22 protein-coding genes, 1 tRNA gene and 2 pseudogenes are annotated in these 23,175 nt (G+C 68.0%); 17 read left to right on the forward strand and 8 right to left on the reverse strand.

The window, feature by feature from the left end; genetic code table 11:
* Nucleotides 1–88: 88 nt before the first annotated feature.
* Entirely contained in the window at nucleotides 89–712 is a 624-nt protein-coding gene (locus ABZ396_RS20080) for a TetR/AcrR family transcriptional regulator (protein WP_358924085.1), read from the forward strand.
* A gap of 68 nt (nucleotides 713–780) precedes the next feature.
* On the opposite strand, the gene ABZ396_RS20085 is transcribed toward ABZ396_RS20080, so the two are convergent.
* The gene (locus ABZ396_RS20085; protein WP_358924087.1) at nucleotides 781–1,821 is read right to left on the reverse strand and encodes an adenosine deaminase; all 1,041 of its coding nucleotides are present in this window, start codon (nucleotides 1,819–1,821) and stop codon (nucleotides 781–783) included.
* Between the two features lie 145 nt (nucleotides 1,822–1,966).
* Nucleotides 1,967–3,193 (reverse strand): pyridoxal phosphate-dependent aminotransferase, encoded by a 1,227-nt coding sequence (locus ABZ396_RS20090; protein WP_358924088.1) that lies wholly within the window; start codon nucleotides 3,191–3,193, stop codon nucleotides 1,967–1,969.
* A 261-nt stretch (nucleotides 3,194–3,454) separates the two neighbouring features.
* Here ABZ396_RS20090 and ABZ396_RS20095 point away from each other — a divergent pair.
* From ABZ396_RS20095 to ABZ396_RS20140, 10 genes are all read left to right on the forward strand, one after another.
* Nucleotides 3,455–3,527, forward strand: a tRNA-Trp gene (locus ABZ396_RS20095).
* A 108-nt stretch (nucleotides 3,528–3,635) separates the two neighbouring features.
* Nucleotides 3,636–3,923 carry a preprotein translocase subunit SecE gene (gene secE, locus ABZ396_RS20100; protein WP_358924090.1) on the forward strand — a complete coding sequence of 96 codons (288 nt, stop codon included), beginning with the start codon at nucleotides 3,636–3,638 and terminating at the stop codon, nucleotides 3,921–3,923.
* An 80-nt stretch (nucleotides 3,924–4,003) separates the two neighbouring features.
* Nucleotides 4,004–4,867, forward strand: coding sequence for a transcription termination/antitermination protein NusG (gene nusG, locus ABZ396_RS20105; RefSeq protein ID WP_358924092.1), 864 nt, complete (start codon nucleotides 4,004–4,006; stop codon nucleotides 4,865–4,867).
* A gap of 158 nt (nucleotides 4,868–5,025) precedes the next feature.
* Nucleotides 5,026–5,460: a 50S ribosomal protein L11 gene (gene rplK, locus ABZ396_RS20110; RefSeq protein WP_132857189.1), complete on the forward strand. Its 435-nt coding sequence runs from the start codon at nucleotides 5,026–5,028 to the stop codon at nucleotides 5,458–5,460.
* An 82-nt stretch (nucleotides 5,461–5,542) separates the two neighbouring features.
* Nucleotides 5,543–6,268, forward strand: a complete 726-nt coding sequence (gene rplA, locus ABZ396_RS20115; RefSeq protein ID WP_358924094.1) for a 50S ribosomal protein L1 — start codon at nucleotides 5,543–5,545, stop codon at nucleotides 6,266–6,268.
* Nucleotides 6,269–6,452: 184 nt separating this feature from the next.
* On the forward strand, nucleotides 6,453–7,310 hold the full coding sequence (locus ABZ396_RS20120) for a hypothetical protein (RefSeq protein ID WP_358924096.1): 858 nt from the start codon (nucleotides 6,453–6,455) through the stop codon (nucleotides 7,308–7,310).
* A 292-nt stretch (nucleotides 7,311–7,602) separates the two neighbouring features.
* Entirely contained in the window at nucleotides 7,603–8,133 is a 531-nt protein-coding gene (gene rplJ, locus ABZ396_RS20125) for a 50S ribosomal protein L10 (protein ID WP_352223093.1), read from the forward strand.
* Between the two features lie 122 nt (nucleotides 8,134–8,255).
* Nucleotides 8,256–8,636 (forward strand): 50S ribosomal protein L7/L12, encoded by a 381-nt coding sequence (gene rplL, locus ABZ396_RS20130; RefSeq protein ID WP_358924150.1) that lies wholly within the window; start codon nucleotides 8,256–8,258, stop codon nucleotides 8,634–8,636.
* Nucleotides 8,637–9,190: 554 nt separating this feature from the next.
* Complete coding sequence (gene rpoB / locus ABZ396_RS20135) at nucleotides 9,191–12,676, forward strand: DNA-directed RNA polymerase subunit beta (RefSeq protein ID WP_358924098.1); 3,486 nt, start codon at nucleotides 9,191–9,193, stop codon at nucleotides 12,674–12,676.
* 102 nt (nucleotides 12,677–12,778) lie between these two features.
* Complete coding sequence (locus ABZ396_RS20140; protein ID WP_358924100.1) at nucleotides 12,779–16,678, forward strand: DNA-directed RNA polymerase subunit beta'; 3,900 nt, start codon at nucleotides 12,779–12,781, stop codon at nucleotides 16,676–16,678.
* A gap of 56 nt (nucleotides 16,679–16,734) precedes the next feature.
* Here the strand turns inward: ABZ396_RS20140 and ABZ396_RS20145 are convergent, their stop codons facing one another.
* From ABZ396_RS20145 to ABZ396_RS20160, 4 genes and pseudogenes are all read right to left on the reverse strand, one after another.
* Entirely contained in the window at nucleotides 16,735–16,998 is a 264-nt protein-coding gene (locus tag ABZ396_RS20145; protein WP_358924101.1) for a hypothetical protein, read from the reverse strand.
* On the reverse strand, nucleotides 16,985–17,212 hold the full coding sequence (locus ABZ396_RS20150) for a hypothetical protein (protein ID WP_358924102.1): 228 nt from the start codon (nucleotides 17,210–17,212) through the stop codon (nucleotides 16,985–16,987). Before ABZ396_RS20150 ends, ABZ396_RS20145 begins: the two co-directional genes overlap by 14 nt.
* Nucleotides 17,213–17,890: 678 nt before the next feature.
* Complete coding sequence (locus ABZ396_RS20155) at nucleotides 17,891–18,274, reverse strand: hypothetical protein (protein WP_358924103.1); 384 nt, start codon at nucleotides 18,272–18,274, stop codon at nucleotides 17,891–17,893.
* Between the two features lie 67 nt (nucleotides 18,275–18,341).
* Nucleotides 18,342–18,467 (reverse strand): annotated as a pseudogene (locus ABZ396_RS20160) (DUF397 domain-containing protein); the annotation flags it as partial.
* A gap of 8 nt (nucleotides 18,468–18,475) precedes the next feature.
* On the opposite strand from ABZ396_RS20160, the pseudogene ABZ396_RS20165 reads away from it, so the two are divergent.
* Nucleotides 18,476–18,763 (forward strand): annotated as a pseudogene (locus ABZ396_RS20165) (ATP-binding protein); the annotation flags it as partial.
* 8 nt (nucleotides 18,764–18,771) lie between these two features.
* On the opposite strand, the gene ABZ396_RS20170 reads toward ABZ396_RS20165, so the two are convergent.
* Both ABZ396_RS20170 and ABZ396_RS20175 read right to left on the reverse strand, forming a co-directional pair.
* Nucleotides 18,772–18,969 (reverse strand): hypothetical protein, encoded by a 198-nt coding sequence (locus ABZ396_RS20170; RefSeq protein ID WP_358924104.1) that lies wholly within the window; start codon nucleotides 18,967–18,969, stop codon nucleotides 18,772–18,774.
* 716 nt (nucleotides 18,970–19,685) lie between these two features.
* A complete protein-coding gene (locus ABZ396_RS20175) occupies nucleotides 19,686–20,171 on the reverse strand; it encodes a helix-turn-helix transcriptional regulator (RefSeq protein WP_358924105.1) in 486 nt (161 codons plus the stop codon).
* Between the two features lie 273 nt (nucleotides 20,172–20,444).
* Here ABZ396_RS20175 and ABZ396_RS20180 point away from each other — a divergent pair, with 273 nt between their 5' ends.
* From ABZ396_RS20180 to rpsG, 5 genes are all read left to right on the forward strand, one after another.
* Nucleotides 20,445–20,753 (forward strand): WhiB family transcriptional regulator, encoded by a 309-nt coding sequence (locus ABZ396_RS20180; protein WP_358924107.1) that lies wholly within the window; start codon nucleotides 20,445–20,447, stop codon nucleotides 20,751–20,753.
* Between the two features lie 76 nt (nucleotides 20,754–20,829).
* A complete protein-coding gene (locus tag ABZ396_RS20185) occupies nucleotides 20,830–21,444 on the forward strand; it encodes a hypothetical protein (protein ID WP_358924151.1) in 615 nt (204 codons plus the stop codon).
* Nucleotides 21,441–21,638, forward strand: coding sequence for a hypothetical protein (locus ABZ396_RS20190; protein WP_358924109.1), 198 nt, complete (start codon nucleotides 21,441–21,443; stop codon nucleotides 21,636–21,638). The genes ABZ396_RS20185 and ABZ396_RS20190 overlap by 4 nt, the downstream gene beginning before the upstream one ends.
* A 681-nt stretch (nucleotides 21,639–22,319) precedes the next feature.
* The gene (gene rpsL, locus ABZ396_RS20195) at nucleotides 22,320–22,691 is read left to right on the forward strand and encodes a 30S ribosomal protein S12 (protein WP_003948652.1); all 372 of its coding nucleotides are present in this window, start codon (nucleotides 22,320–22,322) and stop codon (nucleotides 22,689–22,691) included.
* Between the two features lie 2 nt (nucleotides 22,692–22,693).
* The gene (gene rpsG, locus ABZ396_RS20200) at nucleotides 22,694–23,164 is read left to right on the forward strand and encodes a 30S ribosomal protein S7 (RefSeq protein ID WP_005481264.1); all 471 of its coding nucleotides are present in this window, start codon (nucleotides 22,694–22,696) and stop codon (nucleotides 23,162–23,164) included.
* Nucleotides 23,165–23,175: the final 11 nt, after the last annotated feature.

A 23,175-nucleotide genomic window follows, 5' to 3' on the forward strand; every position in this document is an offset into this window, starting at 1 on the left:
CTAGAGTGGGTAAGCACTCACCCACCCGTCAAGGCTCTTCGGGGCATCCGTCGCAGCCGCAGGAAAAGGCGTGTGATCCTTGGGCGTCATGCAGCAGAAACCGGCCCGCGTCCGCATCCTCGACGCCGCTCACGAGCTGATGCGCACCGCCGGGCTCGCCCGTGCCACCACCAAGGAGATCGCCAGGGCGGCCGGCTGCTCCGAGGCGGCGCTCTACAAGTACTTCCCCAGCAAGGAAGAGCTGTTCGTGCACGTCCTGACCGAGCGGCTGCCGCGGCTGATCCCGCTGCTCGGCGAGCTCTCCCACGAACCCGGCCGGGGCTCTCTGGAGGAGAACCTCACCCAGATCGCGCGCCAGGCCGCCCTCTTCTACGAGGAGAGCTTCCCGATCACCGCCTCCCTCTACGCCGAGAAGCAGCTCAAACGCCGGCTCGACGACCAGTTGCGCACGATCGGCGCCGGCCCGCACGTGCCGATCCAAGCCCTCGACGCGTATCTGCGCGCCGAACAGGCGGCCGGGCGGATCCGCCCCGACGCCGACACCTTCGCGGCCGCCTCCCTCCTGCTCGGCGCCTGTGTCCAGCGCGTCTTCGCCTTCGAGGCGACCCCGACCGGCCAACGCCCGCCGGTCGACCCCTTCGCCGCCCGGCTCGTGCGCACCCTGCTCGACGGAATCTCCGCTGCCGAGGATCCCCGCCGCCCGCGACCCTGATGCCATGAGGCACTCCGGGTGCGGCTGAGCCTGCGCGAGTTCCGGCCCAACCCCGAGGAGAACCCCGATCAGGAAACCGGCGTGGTGAGCCACTTGTCGATGCCCGCCAGCAGCTTCGTCTTCGCGTCCTCCGGCGCCGCCGAACCCCGTACCGACTGCCGGGCCAGCTCCGCCAGTTCCGCGTCCGTGAAACCGTGGTGCACGCGCGCGATGTGGTACTGGGCGGCCAGCCGGGAGCCGAACAGGAGCGGGTCGTCGGCGCCCAGCGCCATCGGGACGCCCGCCTCGAAGAGGGTGCGCAGCGGGACGTCCTCGGGCTTCTCGTAGACGCCCAGGGCCACGTTGGAGGCCGGGCACACCTCGCAGGTGATGCCCCGGTCCGCCAGGCGCTTGAGGAGCCTCGGGTCCTCCGCCGCCCGCACGCCGTGCCCGATCCGGGAGGCGTGCAGATCGTCCAGGCAGTCCCGCACCGACGCCGGGCCCGTCAGCTCGCCGCCGTGCGGGGCCGCCAGCAGGCCGCCCTCGCGCGCGATGTGGAAGGCCCGGTCGAAGTCCCGCGCCATGCCCCGGCGCTCGTCGTTCGAGAGCCCGAAGCCGACCACGCCCCGGTCCGCGTACCGCACGGCCAGCCGCGCGAGCGTGCGCGCGTCCAGAGGGTGCTTCATTCGGTTCGCGGCCACCAGGACGCGCATGCCGAGGCCCGTCTCCCGGGACGTCGTCTCCACCGCGTCCAGGATGATCTCAAGGGCCGGGATCAGCCCGCCCAGCCTGGGGGCGTACGACGTCGGGTCCACCTGGATCTCCAGCCAGCCCGAGCCGTCCTTGATGTCCTCCTCGGCGGCCTCCCGGACCAGCCGCCGGATGTCCTCGGGCTCTCTCAGACAGGAGCGCGCGGCGTCGTACAGCCGCTGGAATCGGAACCAGCCGCGTTCGTCGGTGGCCCGCAGTTTCGGTGGTTCGCCGCTGGTCAGAGCGTCGGTCAGCGCCTCGGGGAGGCGTACGCCGTACTTGTCGGCCAGTTCCAGGACGGTTCCCGGCCGCATCGAACCGGTGAAGTGCAGATGCAGATGAGCCTTCGGCAGCTCAGAGACATCACGTACGTGCTCCATTCCAGGATCCTGCCGCACATAGCCGCCGTACCGGTAGCCGATTCCCCGTTAGTGGCCTTGCTCGCACGCGTGAGCGGGCACACGAAAACGGGCCGCCTCCCCGGAGGGAGACGGCCCGTACGCGCGCGTGGACGCGGGAAGAGGCTCAGTCCTTGGCTTCCGCCAGCAGCTTCTGCATCCGGCTCACGCCCTCGGCGAGGTCCTCGTCACCGAGCGCGTACGACAGCCGCAGGTAGCCGGGCGTGCCGAAGGCCTCGCCGGGTACGACCGCGACCTCCGCCTCCTCCAGGATCAGCTCGGCGAGCTCCACCGAGGAGGCCGGGCGCTTGCCGCGGATCTCCTTGCCGAGCAGCGCCTTGACCGACGGGTACGCGTAGAAGGCGCCCTCGGGTTCCGGGCAGATCACGCCGTCGATCTCGTTGAGCATCCGCACGATGGTCTTGCGACGGCGGTCGAAGGCCTCGCGCATCTTCGCCACGGCCTCCAGGTCGCCGGAGACGGCGGCCAGGGCGGCGACCTGCGCCACGTTGGAGACGTTCGAGGTGGCGTGCGACTGGAGGTTCGTGGCCGCCTTGACGACGTCCTTGGGGCCGATGACCCAGCCGACCCGCCAGCCCGTCATCGCGTACGTCTTGGCGACACCGTTGACGACGACGCACTTGTCGCGCAGCTCGGGCAGGATCGCCGGCAGCGAGGTGAACTTCGCGTCCCCGTAGACGAGGTGCTCGTAGATCTCGTCGGTCAGCACCCACAGGCCGTGCTCGACGGCCCAGCGGCCGATCGCCTCGGTCTCGGCCTCGGTGTAGACCGCGCCGGTCGGGTTGGACGGGGAGACGAAGAGCACGACCTTCGTCTTGTCGGTGCGCGCCGCCTCCAACTGCTCCACGGAGACGCGGTACCCGGTCGTCTCGTCCGCGACGACCGGCACCGGGACACCCCCGGCGAGACGGATCGACTCCGGGTACGTCGTCCAGTACGGGGCGGGGACGATGACCTCGTCGCCCGGGTCGAGGATCGCGGCGAAGGCCTCGTAGATCGCCTGCTTGCCGCCGTTGGTGACGAGGACCTGGCTCGCGTCGACCTCGTAGCCGGAGTCGCGCAGCGTCTTCGCGGCGATCGCCGCCTTCAGCTCGGGCAGACCGCCGGCCGGCGTGTAGCGGTGGTACTTCGGGTTCTTGCAGGCCTCGATCGCGGCGTCGACGATGTAGTCCGGGGTCGGGAAGTCGGGCTCACCGGCGCCGAAGCCGATCACCGGGCGTCCGGCGGCCTTCAGGGCCTTGGCCTTGGCGTCCACGGCGAGGGTGGCGGACTCGGAGATCGCGCCGACTCGGGCGGAGACCCGGCGCTCGGTGGGAGGGGTTGCAGCGCTCATGGGGTCCATCGTTTCAGACCGGAAACCTGCGTGGCACGCCGGTTTCACAGACTGAACAACCACGGACCGGACCGTGAACAAGCGTGCGGATCCGGTCCCCGGCCAGGACGATCTTCCGTACGGTCCCCCGGACTGCCGCTTTCTGTTCGACGCGGCGCCGCGGACCACGTACACTCTCACCTCGTTGGCCTTCAGCAGCCGTGGCTGAGCGGGTGCACTCCGAGCACTCGGCCGGATGCGGTACGTTGGGGGACACAGCAAAGGGTCGTAGCTCAATTGGTAGAGCACCGGTCTCCAAAACCGGCGGTTGGGGGTTCAAGTCCCTCCGGCCCTGCTACACACACCGCCAGGATGTGTGCGCATGTACGTACAAGCATTGCACCGCCGTGCGGCTCAGGAACCGGGCGCGGCACGGCCATGACCCGGGATCAGGTGAGGTTGAATGACGGACGCCGTGGGCTCCATCGATACGCCTGATGCCCAGGACGAGATGTCGGAGTCCAAGAAGAAGGCCCGCAAGGGCGGCAAGCGTGCCAAGAAGGGCCCGCTGAAGCGCCTCGCCACCTTCTATCGCCAGATCGTCGCGGAGCTCCGCAAGGTCGTCTGGCCGACTCGCCACCAGCTGACGTCGTACACCACCGTGGTGATCTTCTTCGTCGCCATCATGATCGCCCTGGTGACCGTGATTGACTATGGACTCAACCACGCTGCCAAGTACGTCTTCGGCTGAGCACAGAGCGAAGGGCGCCGTGGTACCGGCGCCCGTTTTCGCATGTTCCACCCCTATGTATCCAGGAAGAAGCAGCCATCGTGTCTGACCCGAACCTGAACGACGACGCCATCGAGCCCACTGGGCAGGCGGCCGAGACGGTCGACGACGAGCTCGACATCGTCGAGGGCGCGGACGAGCAGGACGAGTTCGAGGCTGCCGAGGCCGCACTGGGGGAGCCGGCCGAGGTGGCCGCGATCCACGTCGAGGACGAGGGCGCCGGCATCGCAGAGGCCGACGAGGTTGATGACGCCGAAGAGGCTGCCGAGGAAGAGCCCGCCGAGCCGGTCGACCCCGTCCAGGCACTGCGCGACGAACTGCGCCTGCTGCCGGGTGAGTGGTACGTCATCCACACCTACGCCGGCTACGAGAACCGCGTGAAGACCAACCTGGAGCAGCGCGCCGTCTCGCTGAACGTCGAGGACTACATCTTCCAGGCCGAGGTGCCGCAGGAAGAGGTCGTCCAGATCAAGAACGGCGACCGCAAGACCATCAAGCAGAACAAGCTGCCCGGTTATGTGCTCGTCCGCATGGACCTGACGAACGAGTCCTGGGGCGTCGTCCGCAACACCCCGGGTGTCACCGGCTTCGTCGGCAACGCCTACGACCCGTACCCGCTGACCCTGGACGAGATCGTCAAGATGCTCGCTCCGGAGGCCGAGGAGAAGGCGGCTCGCGAGGCGGCGGAGGCCGAGGGCAAGCCGATGCCGCAGCGTAAGGTCGAGGTCCAGGTGCTGGACTTCGAGGTGGGCGACTCGGTCACCGTGACCGACGGCCCGTTCGCCACGCTTCAGGCGACGATCAACGAGATCAACCCTGACTCCAAGAAGGTCAAGGGTCTCGTGGAGATCTTCGGGCGTGAGACGCCTGTGGAGCTTTCGTTCGACCAGATCCAGAAGAACTAGTTCCTTCTGGACGTCATGCTTCCGAGCAGGTCAGGCGAGAGCCTGACCTGCTCGGTTTTTGGCCGCGCATCCATACCCGTTATCGTTGTGCGGTATGCCTGCGTTCAGGGTGGTCCCCTTGCGCAGGCAGGACCCGAATGGAAAGGACCCGGAGAGCTATGCCTCCCAAGAAGAAGAAGGTCACGGGGCTCATCAAGCTCCAGATCAACGCCGGTGCGGCGAACCCCGCCCCGCCGGTCGGCCCCGCGCTCGGCCAGCACGGCGTCAACATCATGGAGTTCTGCAAGGCCTACAACGCCGCGACCGAGTCGCAGCGCGGTTGGGTCATCCCGGTCGAGATCACGGTCTACGAAGACCGCTCCTTCACCTTCGTCACCAAGACCCCGCCGGCCGCGAAGATGATCCTCAAGGCCGCTGGTGTGGAGAAGGGCTCCGGCGAGCCGCACAAGACCAAGGTCGCCAAGATCACTCAGGAGCAGGTCCGGGAGATCGCCCAGACCAAGCTTCCCGACCTGAACGCCAACGACCTGGACGCCGCGTCGAAGATCATCGCCGGCACCGCCCGTTCCATGGGCATCACGGTCGAGGGCTGAACCCCACCTTCGTCAGAACCACCGTGGTAGGGCCTGCTCGGCCCGTACACCACGACTCCTTCAGAACCCACAGGAGCAAGTTGTGAGCAAGCGCAGCAAGGCCCTTCGCGCTGCGGACGAGAAGATCGACCGGGAGAAGCTGTACGCCCCGCTCGAGGCCGTCCGTCTCGCCAAGGAGACCTCCACGTCCAAGTTCGACGGCACCGTCGAGGTCGCCTTCCGTCTGGGTGTCGACCCGCGCAAGGCCGACCAGATGGTCCGTGGCACCGTGAACCTCCCGCACGGCACCGGCAAGACCGCCCGGGTCCTGGTCTTCGCGACCGGTGACCGTGCCGAGGCCGCGCGTGCCGCGGGCGCCGACATCGTCGGCGCCGACGAACTGATCGACGAGGTGGCGAAGGGCCGTCTGGACTTCGACGCCGTCGTCGCCACCCCGGACCTCATGGGCAAGGTCGGCCGCCTCGGCCGCGTCCTCGGCCCTCGTGGTCTGATGCCGAACCCGAAGACCGGCACCGTGACCCCGGACACCGCCAAGGCCGTGACCGAGATCAAGGGCGGCAAGATCGAGTTCCGCGTCGACAAGCACTCGAACCTGCACTTCATCATCGGCAAGGCGTCCTTCGACGACGTGAAGCTGGTCGAGAACTACGGCGCGGCGCTGGAGGAGATCCTCCGTCTGAAGCCGTCCGCCGCCAAGGGTCGCTACATCAAGAAGGCCGCGGTGAGCACCACCATGGGCCCCGGCATCCCGGTAGACCCGAACCGCACCCGCAACCTCCTCACCGAGGAGGACCCGGCCGCCGTCTGAGCCCCGCGCTCGGTCCGGCAGCCGCGTCAGGGACGCGTCAGCGACAGCGGGCCCCGCAATCCGACAGGGTTGCGGGGCCCGTCCCCTTTTCCGCGGTACACCGGCCCTTGCCGGACTTCCGCCACGGCTGTCGGTGGCCTGGGTTAGCGTCGGGGGTGCGGGACTCGTATGGGGGTGGGCCGAGATGACGAGGTCGAGTGTGCGCCGGGTGGCCCTGGCGATCGCGGTGGCGAGCGCGCTGACCGGGGTGACCGCGTGCACTCCCTCGCCAGATCCGGACACCAAGGAAACAACCGCCCACCAGGCCCGCTCCCTGGCCGCCCTGCGCTCCGCCGAGCAGTCCACGCACCAGGCCCGGTCGGTCCGGGTCCGCTCCACCACGGCCCTCGGCTCCCTGATGTCCACGAAGGCCGAGGGCGCACTCGGCTGGACGGACGGCCTCACCGGCACGCTCACCATCACCTACACCGGCGGCACCACCGCCGACCTGATGCGCCGGCTCGACTCCACGTCCCTGGAGACCCGCTATCTCCGGGACGCCTACTACGCCAAGGTCGGCCCCGCGTTCGCCCGGCAGCTGGGCGGCAAGCACTGGATCAGGTACCCGTATGACTACCTCGCCACCCTCGGCGGCGGCTCGGGCGCGATGATGACGGACCTGATGCGCAACACCACGCCCAACCAGTCGGTACGGCTGCTGCTCGCCTCCGGGGACGTGCGGAGGACGGGCGAGGAGCAGGTCACCGGCGTGCATTCCACCCACTACTCGGGCACGGTGAACGTCTCCGACCTGGCCGGCGAGAGCGCGCTGCAAAGGCAGCTCACCCAGGCCGGCGTCGGCACCGAGACCGTCGACATCTGGGTCGACGACAGGGACCTGCTGGTCAAGAAGACCGAGAAGGCCGACACGGCGAACGGCGCGATGACCCAGACCGCCTACTACAGCGACTACGGCGTGAAGGTCACCGCCGAGCAGCCCCCGGCCGGCGACACCGAGGACTTCGGGACGCTGCTGAAGAAGCAGGGCGGCACCGTCTCCTGAGCGCCCGGGAGCACCCGGGCGGAGCCGATTTGCCTGACAGCGCACCGGTCCCGTACGCTCCTACAGAAGCCAAAGACCGCTGGTCGTTGCCGTGTGCTCGTAAGAGTGTGCGGTGGCCGAAGGATCCGCTGAACGGCGGACGACCCGCGCAGGTGACTGTGGAAGTGCTCCCGGGACACACGCTCACGTGTGTGTTCGGTCGAGCTACGCCCCGTGCGCCTGCGCCGGGGCGTTTCGTTTTCCCCAGCCCCTTCCGAGCGGTCCTCAACACCCGGAAGGAGGCCGACGCTCTATGGCAAGGCCCGACAAGGCTGCCGCGGTGGCCGAGCTGACGGAGCAGTTCCGCAGCTCGAACGCCGCCGTGCTGACCGAGTACCGGGGTCTCACCGTGGCGCAGCTCAAGACGCTGCGCCGGTCGCTCGGTGAGAACGCCCAGTACGCCGTGGTGAAGAACACGCTGACCAAGATTGCGGCCAACGAGGCCGGGATCTCGACGCTCGACGACCTGTTCAACGGTCCGACGGCGGTCGCCTTCGTCACCGGTGACCCGGTGGAGTCGGCGAAGGGTCTTCGTGACTTCGCCAAGGACAACCCGAACCTCGTCATCAAGGGCGGTGTCCTTGACGGCAAGGCGCTGTCCGCCGACGAGATCAAGAAGCTTGCGGACCTCGAGTCCCGCGAGGTTCTGCTCGCCAAGCTGGCGGGCGCCATGAAGGGCAAGCAGACCCAGGCTGCTCAGGTCTTCCAGGCGCTCCCGTCGAAGCTCGTCCGCACCGTGGACGCGCTCCGTGCCAAGCAGGACGAGCAGGGCGGTGCCGAGTAATTCGGCTCCCGAAATGACCGCCGCCTGAGGCACCCCGCCTGAGGCATAGGTCGTAGCGGGCCGAACGTACGCCCGCCAGACATGTACATCCGGCACCAGCCGAAATTAGTGGAAGGAAAGCCATCGTGGCTCTCACCCAGGACGAACTGCTCGCCGAGTTCGAGGGCATGACCCTCATCCAGCTCTCCGAGTTCGTGAAGGCGTTCGAGGAGAAGTTCGACGTCACCGCCGCCGCGGTCGCCGTCGCGGGCCCGGCCGGTCCGGCCGCCGCCGCCCCGGTCGAGGAGGAGAAGGACGAGTTCGACGTCATCCTCACCGGCGCCGGCGAAAAGAAGATCCAGGTCATCAAGGTCGTGCGTGAGCTGACCTCGCTCGGCCTGAAGGAGGCCAAGGACCTCGTGGACGGCGCCCCGAAGCCCGTCCTCGAGAAGGTCGCCAAGGACGCCGCCGAGAAGGCCGCCGAGTCCCTCAAGGGCGCCGGCGCCTCCGTCGAGGTCAAGTAAGGCCTCTGAGGTCGAGCAGACCTCTGTGCGCTGAAACACGTCCCTCGGGGCTGTAACGCGCGGACCGCGAAGAGCGATCATCCATCCGGGTGGTCGCTCTTCGGCGTTCCTGGGAGGCCGACCACGGTTACCTTGCACCCGCCCCGGCGGGGGGTATGGTGATCTTCGTCGTGTCCCTGGCGCGCCGGGTTTGCGCAGGGGGGCCTTGACGAACCGCACGCAGCGCGCAATTCTCAGGACGCGTCGCCAGAACGGTCCGAATCCGAGGCATGGATCGGCGACGAAGAGGGCAGTATCAACGTGCGTTGAGGGCAGGGATGACGCAGGCGTTGACGATGAAAAGGGTCTCAGAACATGGAGACTGGACATCAGTGTGCCAAGTGGCTACACTGACCCTTTGCGCTGCCTGTTAGCTGCCCTCTGCCCGTCACCAGGGGTCTGCCCTCACCCGAACGCCGACGACCGAACCTCCTCTGAACTGGAGTTTCCGTCTCTGTGTCCGGCAAGGGACCGGGGAGCGCGTAGTGAGTCCGAGCCCTCGGAAGGACCCCCTCTTGGCCGCCTCGCGCACTGCCTCGAACGCGAATATGAACAACGGCGCCAGCACCGCCCCGCTGCGCATCTCCTTTGCAAAGATCAAGGAGCCTCTTGAGGTTCCCAACCTGCTCGCGCTGCAGACCGAGAGCTTCGACTGGCTGCTCGGCAACACCGCCTGGCAGAGTCGGGTCGAGGAGGCTCTGGAGAACGGACAGGACGTCCCCACCAAGTCCGGCCTGGAGGAGATCTTCGAGGAGATCTCCCCGATCGAGGACTTCTCCGGGTCGATGTCGCTGACCTTCCGCGACCACCGCTTCGAGCCGCCGAAGAACAGCATCGACGAGTGCAAGGAGCGCGACTTCACGTACGCCGCCCCACTCTTCGTCACGGCCGAGTTCACCAACAACGAGACCGGTGAGATCAAGTCCCAGACGGTCTTCATGGGCGACTTCCCGCTCATGACGAACAAGGGCACCTTCGTCATCAACGGCACCGAGCGTGTCGTGGTGTCGCAGCTGGTCCGTTCGCCCGGTGTCTACTTCGACTCCTCGATCGACAAGACGTCCGACAAGGACATCTTCTCCGCCAAGATCATCCCGTCCCGGGGTGCCTGGCTGGAGATGGAGATCGACAAGCGCGACATGGTCGGTGTCCGTATCGACCGCAAGCGCAAGCAGTCGGTCACCGTGCTGCTCAAGGCGCTCGGCTGGACGACCGAGCAGATCCTCGAGGAGTTCGGCGAGTACGAGTCGATGCGCGCCACCCTGGAGAAGGACCACACCCAGGGCCAGGACGACGCGCTGCTCGACATCTACCGCAAGCTGCGTCCGGGCGAGCCCCCCACGCGCGAGGCCGCGCAGACGCTGCTCGAGAACCTGTACTTCAACCCGAAGCGCTACGACCTCGCCAAGGTCGGCCGCTACAAGGTCAACAAGAAGCTGGGCGCGGACGCTCCGCTGGACGCCGGCATCCTGACCGTCGAGGACATCATCTCGACGATCAAGTACCTGGTGAAGCTCCACGCGGGCGAGACCGAGACGGTCGGCGACAGCGGTGGCTCGATCGTCGTCGAGACCGACGACATCGACCACTTCGGCAACCGTCGTCTGCGCAGCGTCGGCGAGCTCATCCAGAACCAGGTCCGCACCGGTCTGGCTCGTATGGAGCGCGTCGTGCGTGAGCGCATGACCACCCAGGACGTCGAGGCGATCACGCCGCAGACCCTGATCAACATCCGGCCGGTCGTCGCCTCCATCAAGGAGTTCTTCGGCACCAGCCAGCTGTCCCAGTTCATGGACCAGAACAACCCGCTGTCGGGTCTCACCCACAAGCGCCGTCTGTCGGCGCTCGGCCCGGGTGGTCTCTCCCGTGAGCGGGCCGGCTTCGAGGTCCGTGACGTGCACCCGTCGCACTACGGCCGTATGTGCCCGATCGAGACGCCCGAAGGCCCGAACATCGGTCTGATCGGCTCGCTCGCCTCCTACGGTCGCGTCAACGCGTTCGGTTTCGTCGAGACCCCGTACCGCAAGGTGGTCGACGGCCAGGTCACCGACGAGGTGGACTACCTGACCGCCGATGAAGAGGACCGATTCGTCATCGCTCAGGCCAACGCCGGCCTCAACGACGACATGCGCTTCTCCGAGAACCGCGTCCTGGTCCGCCGCCGTGGCGGCGAGGTCGACTACGTCGCCGGTGAAGACGTGGACTACATGGACGTCTCGCCGCGCCAGATGGTGTCGGTCGCGACCGCCATGATCCCGTTCCTGGAGCACGACGACGCCAACCGTGCCCTCATGGGCGCGAACATGATGCGCCAGGCCGTGCCCCTGATCAAGTCCGAGGCGCCGCTCGTCGGCACCGGCATGGAGTACCGCTCCGCGGTCGACGCCGGCGACGTGGTCAAGGCCGAGAAGCCGGGTGTGGTCCAGGAGGTCTCCGCGGACTACATCACCACCGCCAACGACGACGGCACCTACATCACCTACCGCCTGGCCAAGTTCGCCCGCTCCAACCAGGGCACCTCGGTCAACCAGAAGGTCATCGTCAACGAGGGCGACCGGATCATCGAGGGCCAGGTCCTGGCCGACGGTCCGGCCACCGAGAACGGCGAGATGGCCTTGGGCAAGAACCTGCTCGTGGCGTTCATGCCGTGGGAGGGTCACAACTACGAGGACGCGATCATCCTGTCGCAGCGCCTCGTGCAGGACGACGTCCTCTCCTCGATCCACATCGAGGAGCACGAGGTCGACGCCCGTGACACCAAGCTCGGTCCCGAGGAGATCACCCGGGACATCCCGAACGTCTCCGAGGAGGTCCTCGCCGACCTCGACGAGCGCGGCATCATCCGTATCGGCGCCGAGGTCGTCGCCGGCGACATCCTCGTCGGCAAGGTCACGCCCAAGGGTGAGACCGAGCTGACGCCGGAGGAGCGCCTGCTGCGCGCGATCTTCGGTGAGAAGGCCCGTGAGGTGCGTGACACCTCGCTGAAGGTCCCGCACGGCGAGATCGGCAAGGTCATCGGCGTCCGCGTCTTCGACCGTGAAGAGGGTGACGAGCTTCCCCCCGGTGTGAACCAGCTGGTGCGCGTGTACGTCGCGCAGAAGCGCAAGATCACCGACGGTGACAAGCTCGCCGGCCGTCACGGCAACAAGGGCGTCATCTCCAAGATCCTGCCGATCGAGGACATGCCGTTCCTGGAGGACGGCACCCCGGTCGACATCATCCTCAACCCCCTGGGTGTCCCGTCCCGAATGAACCCGGGACAGGTCCTGGAGATCCACCTCGGCTGGCTCGCCAGCCGCGGCTGGGACGTCTCCGGGCTCGGGGAGGAGTGGGCGCAGCGCCTCCAGGTCATCGGCGCCGACCAGGTCGCCCCGCGCACCAACGTCGCGACCCCGGTCTTCGACGGTGCCCGCGAGGACGAGCTGGCGGGTCTGCTGCAGCACACCATCCCGAACCGCGACGGCGACCGCCTGGTGCAGCCGACCGGTAAGGCGCGGCTGTTCGACGGCCGTTCCGGTGAGCCGTTCCCGGACCCGATCTCCATCGGCTACATGTACATCCTCAAGCTGCACCACCTGGTCGACGACAAGCTGCACGCCCGCTCGACCGGCCCCTACTCGATGATCACCCAGCAGCCGCTGGGTGGTAAGGCCCAGTTCGGTGGCCAGCGGTTCGGCGAGATGGAGGTGTGGGCGCTGGAGGCTTACGGCGCCGCGTACGCCCTCCAGGAGCTGCTGACCATCAAGTCCGACGACGTCACCGGCCGCGTGAAGGTCTACGAGGCCATCGTCAAGGGCGAGAACATCCCCGAGCCCGGCATCCCCGAGTCCTTCAAGGTCCTCATCAAGGAGATGCAGTCGCTCTGCCTGAACGTGGAGGTGCTGTCCAGCGACGGTATGTCCATCGAGATGCGTGACACCGACGAGGACGTCTTCCGCGCTGCGGAGGAGCTCGGCATCGACCTGTCCCGGCGTGAGCCGAGCAGCGTCGAAGAGGTCTGACGGGAGTCCGGTAGGGGCCCCACCACCGTGTGAGGCCCCCGCCGACCCCCAGGCCCCCGTATCAGACCAAAGACTCACAACCCTGAGAGGGATTGACGCATAGTGCTCGACGTCAACTTCTTCGACGAGCTCCGGATCGGTCTGGCCACCGCTGACGACATCCGTCAGTGGAGCCACGGCGAGGTCAAGAAGCCCGAGACCATCAACTACCGCACCCTCAAGCCCGAGAAGGACGGACTCTTCTGCGAGAAGATCTTCGGTCCGACCCGGGACTGGGAGTGCTACTGCGGCAAGTACAAGCGCGTCCGCTTCAAGGGCATCATCTGCGAGCGCTGTGGCGTCGAGGTCACGCGCGCCAAGGTGCGCCGTGAGCGGATGGGCCACATCGAACTGGCCGCGCCCGTCACACACATCTGGTACTTCAAGGGTGTTCCCTCGCGCCTCGGCTACCTGCTGGACCTGGCGCCGAAGGACCTCGAGAAGGTCATCTACTTCGCGGCGTACATGATCACGTTCGTCGACGAGGAGCGCCGTACCCGCGACCTGCCCTCCCTGGAGGCGCATGTCTCGGTCGAGCGCCAGCAGATCGAGAACCGCCGGGACGCCGACCTGGAGGCCCGCGCCAAGAAGCTCGAAGCCGACCTGGCCGAGCTGGAGGCCGAGGGTGCCAAGGCCGACGTGCGCCGCAAGGTGCGCGAGGGTGCCGAGCGTGAGATGAAGCAGCTGCGCGACCGTTCGCAGCGCGAGATCGACCGCCTCGACGAGGTGTGGACCCGCTTCAAGAACCTCAAGGTCCAGGACCTGGAGGGCGACGAGCTGCTCTACCGCGAGCTGCGCGACCGCTTCGGGACCTACTTCGACGGTTCGATGGGTGCCGCGGCGCTGCAGAAGCGCCTGGAGTCCTTCGACCTCGACGAGGAGGCCGAGAAGCTCCGCGAGATCATCCGCACCGGCAAGGGCCAGAAGAAGACCCGCGCCCTGAAGCGGCTGAAGGTCGTCTCCGCGTTCCTGCAGACGAGCAACAGCCCCAAGGGCATGGTCCTGGACTGCGTCCCGGTCATCCCGCCGGACCTTCGCCCGATGGTGCAGCTGGACGGTGGCCGCTTCGCGACCTCCGACCTGAACGACCTGTACCGCCGTGTGATCAACCGCAACAACCGTCTGAAGAGGCTCCTCGACCTCGGCGCGCCCGAGATCATCGTCAACAACGAGAAGCGCATGCTTCAGGAGGCCGTTGACGCCCTCTTCGACAACGGCCGTCGCGGCCGTCCGGTCACCGGTCCCGGTAACCGCCCGCTGAAGTCCCTCAGCGACATGCTGAAGGGTAAGCAGGGCCGTTTCCGTCAGAACCTGCTCGGCAAACGTGTGGACTACTCCGCGCGTTCCGTGATCGTCGTGGGTCCGCAGCTGAAGCTGCACCAGTGCGGTCTGCCGAAGGCGATGGCGCTGGAGCTGTTCAAGCCGTTCGTGATGAAGCGCCTGGTCGACCTGAACCACGCGCAGAACATCAAGAGCGCCAAGCGCATGGTGGAGCGCGGCCGCACCGTCGTGTACGACGTCCTCGAAGAGGTCATCGCCGAGCACCCGGTGCTGCTGAACCGTGCGCCCACCCTGCACCGCCTGGGCATCCAGGCCTTCGAGCCGCAGCTGGTCGAGGGCAAGGCCATCCAGATCCACCCGCTCGTCTGCACCGCGTTCAACGCGGACTTCGACGGTGACCAGATGGCCGTGCACCTGCCGCTGTCCGCGGAGGCGCAGGCCGAGGCCCGCATCCTGATGCTGTCCTCGAACAACATCCTCAAGCCCGCCGACGGCCGTCCGGTGACGATGCCGACCCAGGACATGGTCCTCGGTCTGTTCTTCCTCACCACGGACAGCGAGATGCGGGACGTCAAGGGCGAGGGCCGGTCCTTCGGCTCGGCGGCCGAGGCGATCATGGCGTTCGACGCGGGCGACCTGTCGATCCAGTCGAAGATCGACATCCGCTTCCCGGTGGGCACCATCCCGCCGCGCGGCTGGACCCCGCCGGCCGTCGAGGAGGGCGAGCCCGAGTACCAGACGGGCGACAGCTTCCGTCTGCGTACGACGCTGGGCCGCGCGCTCTTCAACGAGCTGCTGCCCGAGGACTACCCGTTCGTCGACTACGAGGTCGGCAAGAAGCAGCTCTCCGAGATCGTCAACGACCTCGCCGAGCGCTACCCCAAGGTCATCGTGGCGGCGACGCTCGACAACCTGAAGGCGGCCGGCTTCTACTGGGCGACCCGTTCCGGTGTCACCGTGGCCATCTCCGACGTCGTCGTTCCCGAGGCGAAGAAGGAGATCGTCAAGGGCTACGAGGCGCTGGACGAGAAGGTCCAGAAGCAGTACGAGCGCGGTCTGATCACCAAGGACGAGCGCACCCAGGAACTCATCGCGATCTGGACCAAGGCGACCAACGAAGTCGCCGAGGCCATGAACGAGAACTTCCCGAAGACCAACCCGATCTTCATGATGGTGAACTCGGGTGCACGAGGCAACATGATGCAGATGCGTCAGATCGCCGGTATGCGTGGTCTGGTGTCGAACGCCAAGAACGAGACGATCCCGCGTCCGATCAAGGCGTCCTTCCGTGAGGGCCTGTCCGTGCTGGAGTACTTCATCTCCACGCACGGTGCCCGTAAGGGTCTCGCGGACACCGCCCTGCGTACCGCCGACTCGGGTTACCTCACCCGTCGTCTGGTCGACGTCTCCCAGGACGTCATCATCCGCGAGGAGGACTGCGGCACCGACCGGGGCCTCAAGCTCCACATCGCGGAGATCGGCGCCGACGGCGTGCTGCGCAAGGCGGAGAACGTCGAGACGTCCGTGTACGCGCGCTGCCTCGCCGAGGACATCGTGGTCGACGGTCAGGTCCTGGGCCCGGCCGGCACCGACCTCGGTGACGTGCTCATCGACGAGCTGGTGGCCCGTGGTGTCTCGGAGGTCAAGACCCGCTCGGTCCTGACCTGCGAGTCCGCCGTCGGCACCTGCGCCATGTGCTACGGCCGTTCGCTGGCCACGGGCAAGCTGGTCGACATCGGTGAGGCGGTCGGCATCATCGCCGCCCAGTCCATCGGTGAGCCCGGTACCCAGCTGACGATGCGTACCTTCCACACCGGTGGTGTGGCCGGTGACGACATCACCCAGGGTCTGCCGCGTGTCGTCGAGCTCTTCGAGGCCCGTACCCCGAAGGGTGTCGCCCCGATCTCCGAGGCCCAGGGCCGCGTGCGGATCGAGGAGACCGAGAAGACCAAGAAGATCGTCATCACGCCGGACGACGGCAGCGACGAGACGGCGTACCCGATCTCGAAGCGCGCCCGACTCCTGGTCAGCGAGGGCGAGCACGTCGAGGTGGGCCAGAAGCTCACCGTGGGTGCCACCAACCCGCACGACGTGCTGCGCATTCTGGGCCAGCGTGCCGTCCAGGTCCACCTGGTCGGCGAGGTCCAGAAGGTGTACAACTCGCAGGGTGTGTCGATCCACGACAAGCACATCGAGATCATCATCCGGCAGATGCTCCGCCGAGTGACGATCATCGAGTCCGGCGACGCCGAGCTGCTGCCCGGCGAGCTGGTCGAGCGCTCGAAGTTCGAGCACGAGAACCGTCGTGTGGTTCAGGAGGGCGGTCACCCGGCCTCCGGTCGTCCGCAGCTCATGGGTATCACCAAGGCCTCGCTGGCCACGGAGTCCTGGCTGTCGGCGGCGTCCTTCCAGGAGACGACGCGAGTCCTCACCGACGCGGCGATCAACGCCAAGTCCGACTCGCTCATCGGCCTCAAGGAGAACGTCATCATCGGTAAGCTCATCCCGGCCGGTACGGGTCTGTCCCGCTACCGCAACATCCGGGTCGAGCCGACCGAGGAGGCGAAGGCCGCGATGTACTCGGCCGTCGGCTACGACGACATCGACTACTCGCCGTTCGGCACGGGCTCCGGCCAGGCCGTTCCGCTGGAGGACTACGACTACGGTCCGTACAACCAGTAAGCGAGCATGAGCTGAGGGGCGGCCACTCCGTTACGGGGTGGCCGCCCTTCGGCGTTTCACCGTGCCGTCAGCTGCAGAGCGGTGACGACCACGGTCGCCACGGCGGCCAGTACGCCGACACTGGCCAGCGGCCATCTCGACCGCTCCAGCGCGTCGAGGCGCCGCTCATGGTCGGCGAGCTGCTTGTCGGTCTGGTCGCTGCGCTGGTCCAGCAGCGCGAGGGAGCCGTCGACGCGGGCGAACGCGGCCTCCAGTGCGCCCCGCAGCCGCTCCAGCTCCAGGGCGACGGCGATCGGGTCGTTCGGGTCAGGATCGGTCATCAGCGCCTCCCGTCCGTAGCCAGGAGGGCAGCAGTGCCTGTACGGCGGGTACGGCCATGACCCGGGTGACCCCGGCGGCGACGGCCAGCGTCACGGCGACCCAAGGGAGGGCGGCCGGGATGCCGGCGGCGTCGACGACCGTCGGCAGCAGGACGCACAGGCCGACAGGGGTCTGTGCGACGGTGCGGAGGGTCCGCCTGGCGGCCTCTGACATGGGGGGCCTCGTCTCTGTCTATGAGCTGCTGTTCGGGACCTCGAGCGCCGCCCAGGAGGTCACGCCGGGCCAGCCGTCGGCCGACGAGCTGCCCGCCCATCGCGGTGACGATCGCCGACTTCGGCTTCTTCTTGAACCAGTCGGCACCGGGGAAGGGCTGGTAAGCGGGTGTGCGGGGGAGGTCTCTGGTGTGTCGATGGGTGTGTCCATGAGTGTGCGGCGGGCCGTTGCCCCGTCGTGGGCACAGCTCCGCCGCTGCACCAACTGTGGCATGTTGCGGGCGCGCACGCAACAACCTGGATGGCGTGATGCTCAGCATCGGTCCTCAAGGGCGGATTGCCCCGGCGCAGTATGAATCCGACGGGGCGAGCGGAGGCCTGATGGTCCGGGGTGCCCGTGGGGTGGGGGCGGGTGTGCTCCCAGGGCCCGGTCGGCTCCTCAGACGTCAGTCGGCCCGAGGGCTCGCCGGCCGCGCCGAGGAGGGCGAGGGTGCCGTCGGCGGCGCGGATGCGTTCTGTAGACGGCGAGGATTTCCACGCCGTGTTTTCTCGCCCGTCGGTGCCGTAGTACGCCGTAGTTACTTGGGGGCGAACAGCGGCGACGTGATGACGAAGGGGATGGAGATGATGCGGAACGGGGTGGCGTAGTCCGTGTCGGCTGCGAGTGGCATGCGGCTCGTTACGAGGCTTCTTCGGGCGCCGGCCGGGGGCCGAACGGCAGGAGTGCGAGGACTGCCGCCCGGACTATGACGCCGGCCAGGAGGGCCGTGAGGAAGCCGTCCACGTGGAGGCCGAAATCCAGCTTCGTGGTGAGCCACGAGACGAGTAGCCAGATCAGGGTGTCCTGAACGATGCCGATCGCGGCGAGAATCAGCAGCGCGATCGAGGGAGCGTTTCGGATGTCGCTCGGGTAGGTGTGGATCAGCTGGTTCAGCACGAGGAAGACGCAACCGCCCAGCACGACCCCCATCCATGCGCCATCGGCCACTACGCCGACGCCGGGGAGGAGGGTGGCGAGTGCCACGCCCAGGTAGGTGCCCAGTAGCCGTCTTCGCTTGTACATGGCGGGAATCATGGGGGCTTGGTCGCCGGTGGCACAAGGGTCAGTCAGACCGAGGGCTCTTGAGGGCTTACGGCTCCGCCCGCAGGGCGCCGCTCACCAGCGCCGCTGTGAACTCCGACCAGGCGGTCCGGCCCACGGTCGTCCGGGGCTGGTCCGGGCGCTTGGAGTCGCGGATCGCGATCGAGAGGCAGGTCTGCCCATTCCGTTGAGCCGGCCGCCGGGGAGCGGTGTGCCAATGCCGTACGGCACGGAGGCGGGCTCGTCGGGCTGGAGCTGGTGTTGGGGGCGGGGCGGCGGTTCGCGCCGCCGTCCCTTCGGGTGGCCGTGCCCGATCGCGAGCCTGCCTGGATGCCTCAACCGCCGTTCAGCAGCGACCCGTTGACGGAAGGCGGGAGGGGGCTGCGGCTGGTCGAGGCGGTGTCGCGGCGGTGGGGGTGGCATCGGGCGGGGTGCGGCGAGAAAACGGTGTGGTGCACGTTCCTCGTGTGAGCCGTGAGTCAGTGGCGGGCTCGGCGGGCTTCCGTCAGCGCGTCCGTCCAGCCGGCCGCGTAGGCCCGGGACTCGCGGGTGAGCAGTTCCTCGTACAACCGGTCGAGCAGGGCCTCGCGGTCGGGCGCGGGGGAGTGCAGGAGGTGGGCGAGGCGGGTGTAGGTGTCGATCGGCTGGTGCGGGAAGTTGCTCGTGCCAGTCGCCATGTCGGCCTGCTTTCCGGTCTGTCCGCTGGGCTTGTGGTTCAGGTGCGCTCCTGACGCGTCCGAGCGTCGGTTCGAACTAGTGTACGAGTAATCCTGTGGTGTCGCTCCGTGTTTGCTGAAGCCGATTTGTTTCACTCTCCGTTGTCGCCCGGTCCGACTTGCGGGGATGCGGGGAGGACTCGATCGGCCACGTCTCATCGCTCGTGTCTCCTCACTGGTACGCCGCCTCCAGCGCCGGCTGGGCCGATGTGGTCGATGAGAAGCTTGGGAGAAGCCCGGACCGGGCGGCGGCCTCGGCGCGCTCGACGGCCGGAGGGCGAGCGGGATCGGGTACGGGAGTAGGGCGGCGAGGTCATTTCGCTGCCTTATGTCCAACATCTGCGAGCGACGCCGTCCGAATTGACGTGGGTGGAGCAGCGTGGTGAGCGGGAGCGGCCCGTCGCGGACGGGGCGCCATGGGACGGCGTCGTCGACGGGGTCGATGACACTCATGGCACCGGCGACCTCAACGACGGAGTGAGCAGGCCGAGAGGAGGAGGGGGCTTCGGCTCGGGGGTGCTGCAGGTGTGCGGGGGGCTGGGCGCGCCCGTGGCGGAGCCGCGTATCGATACGGTCCCGCGCCCCTTTGGGGCGTGCTGCGCCACCCCCGTTCAGGAACACCCGTCGACCCACGGGCGTCCCTCGGGATGGCGCGTCCGGCGATGGTGAGGTTGGGCTCAGTCGGCGGTCGTCGTCACCGCGTCCGCCAGTGGGCGGGGCTTCTCATGGCCGTCCTCCACGGTCGTCGTCACGTCGTTCGGCAGGAACTGTGCCACCACCCGTACGAACATCTCGCGTCGGTCCGCCGGTACCCCCAGCAGGTCGGCCACCTCCTCAAGGGTGGGTCGGCGGCCGAACTCCGCACCCGGCGCGGGGGAGGCCAAGTAGTCGTGCGGGTCGGCCAGTTCCTCCGCCGTGAGGCGGCCGGAGCGGATCAGCATCTCGCGGACCGGGACACCCAGCACGCGGGCGAGCCTGCGGGTGGTCTCCAGGTCCGGCATGCTCTGGCGCTGCAGCAGGCGCGTGACGGCGGCCCGGTGGATCCCCGCCTCGTCCGCTATGCGGGACTTGCCGCCGCCGCGTGGGCTGTCGATGTCGTAGCCGCGTTCGCGCATCAGGTCCTCGACCCACGCGGCGAACGCCTCCAGATCCTGACTGGTCATCTGAGGGCTCGCTTCCTTCGGAGTACGGCCAGTTTAGCTTGCTTGCGCGCACGGAATTACGTGCTTTCGCGCAAGCACCGAGAACCCCCTGCGATAGAAGAGATTCCGTGCCTGCGGGCGTCCCGGTGATGCCCGAGTGATTGCTGAGTCATCCCTTCCTCCCATGATCCACTGCAAAGGCCTTTGGCATATTTGTTGCGCGCGCGCACGCAATCTGCAAGTCTGACGGCACTCGCCTCACATCAGCCCCAGAGAGCCGCCTTGGGAGGCCCCATGTCCGTCACCGGCTCATGTCCACCACCCGCCTGGCGGGCCGCGGCCGCCTGCGCCGGGCTCAAGCCCCGCGTCGTCTTGTTCAGGAAGGTCGAGGAGGCCGCGCCCGCGTTGCGGGCCTGCGCCCGCTGCCCGATGCGCCGCCACTGCGAGGAAGCCGTCGCCCCCGCCGACGACTGGTTCGACGGCGCCTCGGGCGGCCGCCTCTGGCGCCGGGGCCGCCCGGTCGAGATCCCCGCCCAGCTCCTCCCGGCCATGCAGAGCCCGGTCGTAGAGGGCGCCCTGCGCCGCGGAGGCTCCGTTGCCTGACCGTCGTACGCCCCCTGCACACCCACCTTCCGAAGACCGCCCCACCGACAACGCCGCCGAGCACGCCGCCCTCTGGATCGGCCGGCTCCTCCAGCAGTTTCCCGAGCTGTCCGTCGAACTCGCTCCGGGCCGCACCACCCCGGACCACCGGCCCACGCCGGCCCCGCCGCCCGCGGAACTCGCCGGCCGGCTACGCGAGGAGCGCGCGGAGGCCTTGTGCCTCCAGCAGAACCACGGACTCGTCGCCCCCGGCCACAGCGCCGCCCCTCTGCGGCTGCACATCTCCGACACCATCCGTGACATCACCGACGGCGTGGTCGAGCTGGAGGAGGCGGTACGTGACCGGCTGGGGCTGGCCCGCGTCCGGCGTGCCTCCGTGCCCGAGCGGCTGCGCCGGATCGTCGCTCTCCTCGACGGCATCGCCGCCGACCCCGTTCTCGCCGCCCACGTCCGGGACGAGACCCGCCGGATGGCCCGGCGCTGCGCCCGCGCCCTGGGCGACACCGAGAGCGTCGTCCGTGTCTCCGGGCGCTGCCCCTGGTGCGACTCCGTCTCGCTGCGAGCCTTCCCGGACCGGGCCGCCGTCCTCTGCGTCAACCCGGCCTGCCGCTGCGCGGACACTGACTGCGGCTGCCACGACGACCCGGCCTACCGGCACACCTGGGACGAGGGGGAGTGGCAGCACCGATGAAGTCGCCGCACGCCGAGCTGCCCACCCTCATTCCCGCGCCGCTCGCCGCACAGGAGGCCGGCGTCGCCCCGGCCACCATCAGGAAGTGGGTGCAGCTGGGGCGCCTCAAGGTCGCCGGCAAGGCGGGCCGGGCGGCCCTGTTCCGCCTGGAGGATGTCTTCGCGGCGGAACGGACGGCTTCCCGCCGCCTGTGACGGAGAGGGGTGCCTCGGCGGCGCGGTGAGCGCCTGCGGGTGCGTGGGGGCTGATCGATCGCGCAGTTCCCCGCGCCCCTTGAGTGGCGTTGCAGTCGCGTCAGCTGCTCAGCTGCGGGCAGTCGTGCCGCTGGGACGCGGGCCGTGGGGCGGGAAGCCGGGCTCATCGGGGCCTCCGCCCCGCGAGCATCTGTGGTCCCCGTCCGGCGGGCGTCTCCGGCCCGCCCCGCAGCTGCCCGCGCGGCGCAGCCCTACAGCCCCGCGCCCGGCCCGTCGGTGCCGGCGCGCCGGGCAAACCGACGAGCAGAAGATCCTCCACCCTTACCCGCCCGTGAAACCCACGCCCACCACCCCGCGCCGCTCTCCGTTCGCGTCTCGTTCGTCTTCGTGGTATATCGGAAGACGGCTTGAAAACCGCAGCTCAGGCCCTCCACGACCGGTCCCGCTTCTTTTGTTTTGACCGAAGTGATTGCGCTGGGTACGCTCAGACCTTGTGCCTGGGGTGTGCCCTGACCCTCGTGCGTGCCTTCAAACCGCACCGGAGTGACGAAGTGGCCACCGCGATCCGCGCCCCCTTCTGCCGTTCGGCAGGAGTCCGCGGATTCCGACACACCCGACCGCGTGGGTCGGCGAATGTTCCAGGTTAGCTTCACCATTCGGCACACAGAAACCGGAGAAGTAGTGCCTACGATCCAGCAGCTGGTCCGTAAGGGCCGGCAGGACAAGGTCGAGAAGAACAAGACGCCCGCACTCGAGGGTTCCCCTCAGCGTCGTGGCGTCTGCACGCGTGTGTTCACGACCACCCCGAAGAAGCCGAACTCGGCCCTGCGTAAGGTCGCGCGTGTGCGTCTGACCAGCGGCATCGAGGTCACTGCTTACATTCCGGGTGAGGGACACAACCTGCAGGAGCACTCCATCGTGCTCGTGCGCGGCGGCCGTGTGAAGGACCTGCCCGGTGTTCGCTACAAGATCATCCGCGGCTCGCTTGACACCCAGGGTGTCAAGAACCGCAAGCAGGCCCGCAGCCGCTACGGCGCCAAGAAGGAGAAGTAAGAATGCCTCGTAAGGGCCCCGCCCCGAAGCGCCCGGTCATCATCGACCCGGTCTACGGTTCTCCTCTTGTCACGTCGCTCATCAACAAGGTGCTGCTGAACGGCAAGCGCTCCACCGCCGAGCGCATCGTGTACGGCGCCATGGAGGGCCTGCGCGAGAAGACCAGCAACGACCCGGTCATCACGCTCAAGCGCGCGCTGGAGAACATCAAGCCCACGCTCGAGGTGAAGTCCCGCCGTGTCGGTGGCGCCACCTACCAGGTGCCGATCGAGGTCAAGCCCGGCCGCGCCAACACCCTGGCGCTGCGCTGGCTGGTCGGTTACTCCCGCGCCCGTCGCGAGAAGACCATGACCGAGCGTCTGCTCAACGAGCTTCTCGACGCTTCGAACGGCCTCGGCGCGGCCGTCAAGAAGCGCGAGGACACCCACAAGATGGCCGAGTCCAACAAGGCCTTCGCGCACTACCGCTGGTAGTCGCTACCCAC

Origin of the sequence: Streptomyces sp. NPDC005866 (assembly GCF_040629895.1) — a bacterium.
In the GTDB taxonomy this organism is placed as follows: domain Bacteria; phylum Actinomycetota; class Actinomycetes; order Streptomycetales; family Streptomycetaceae; genus Streptomyces.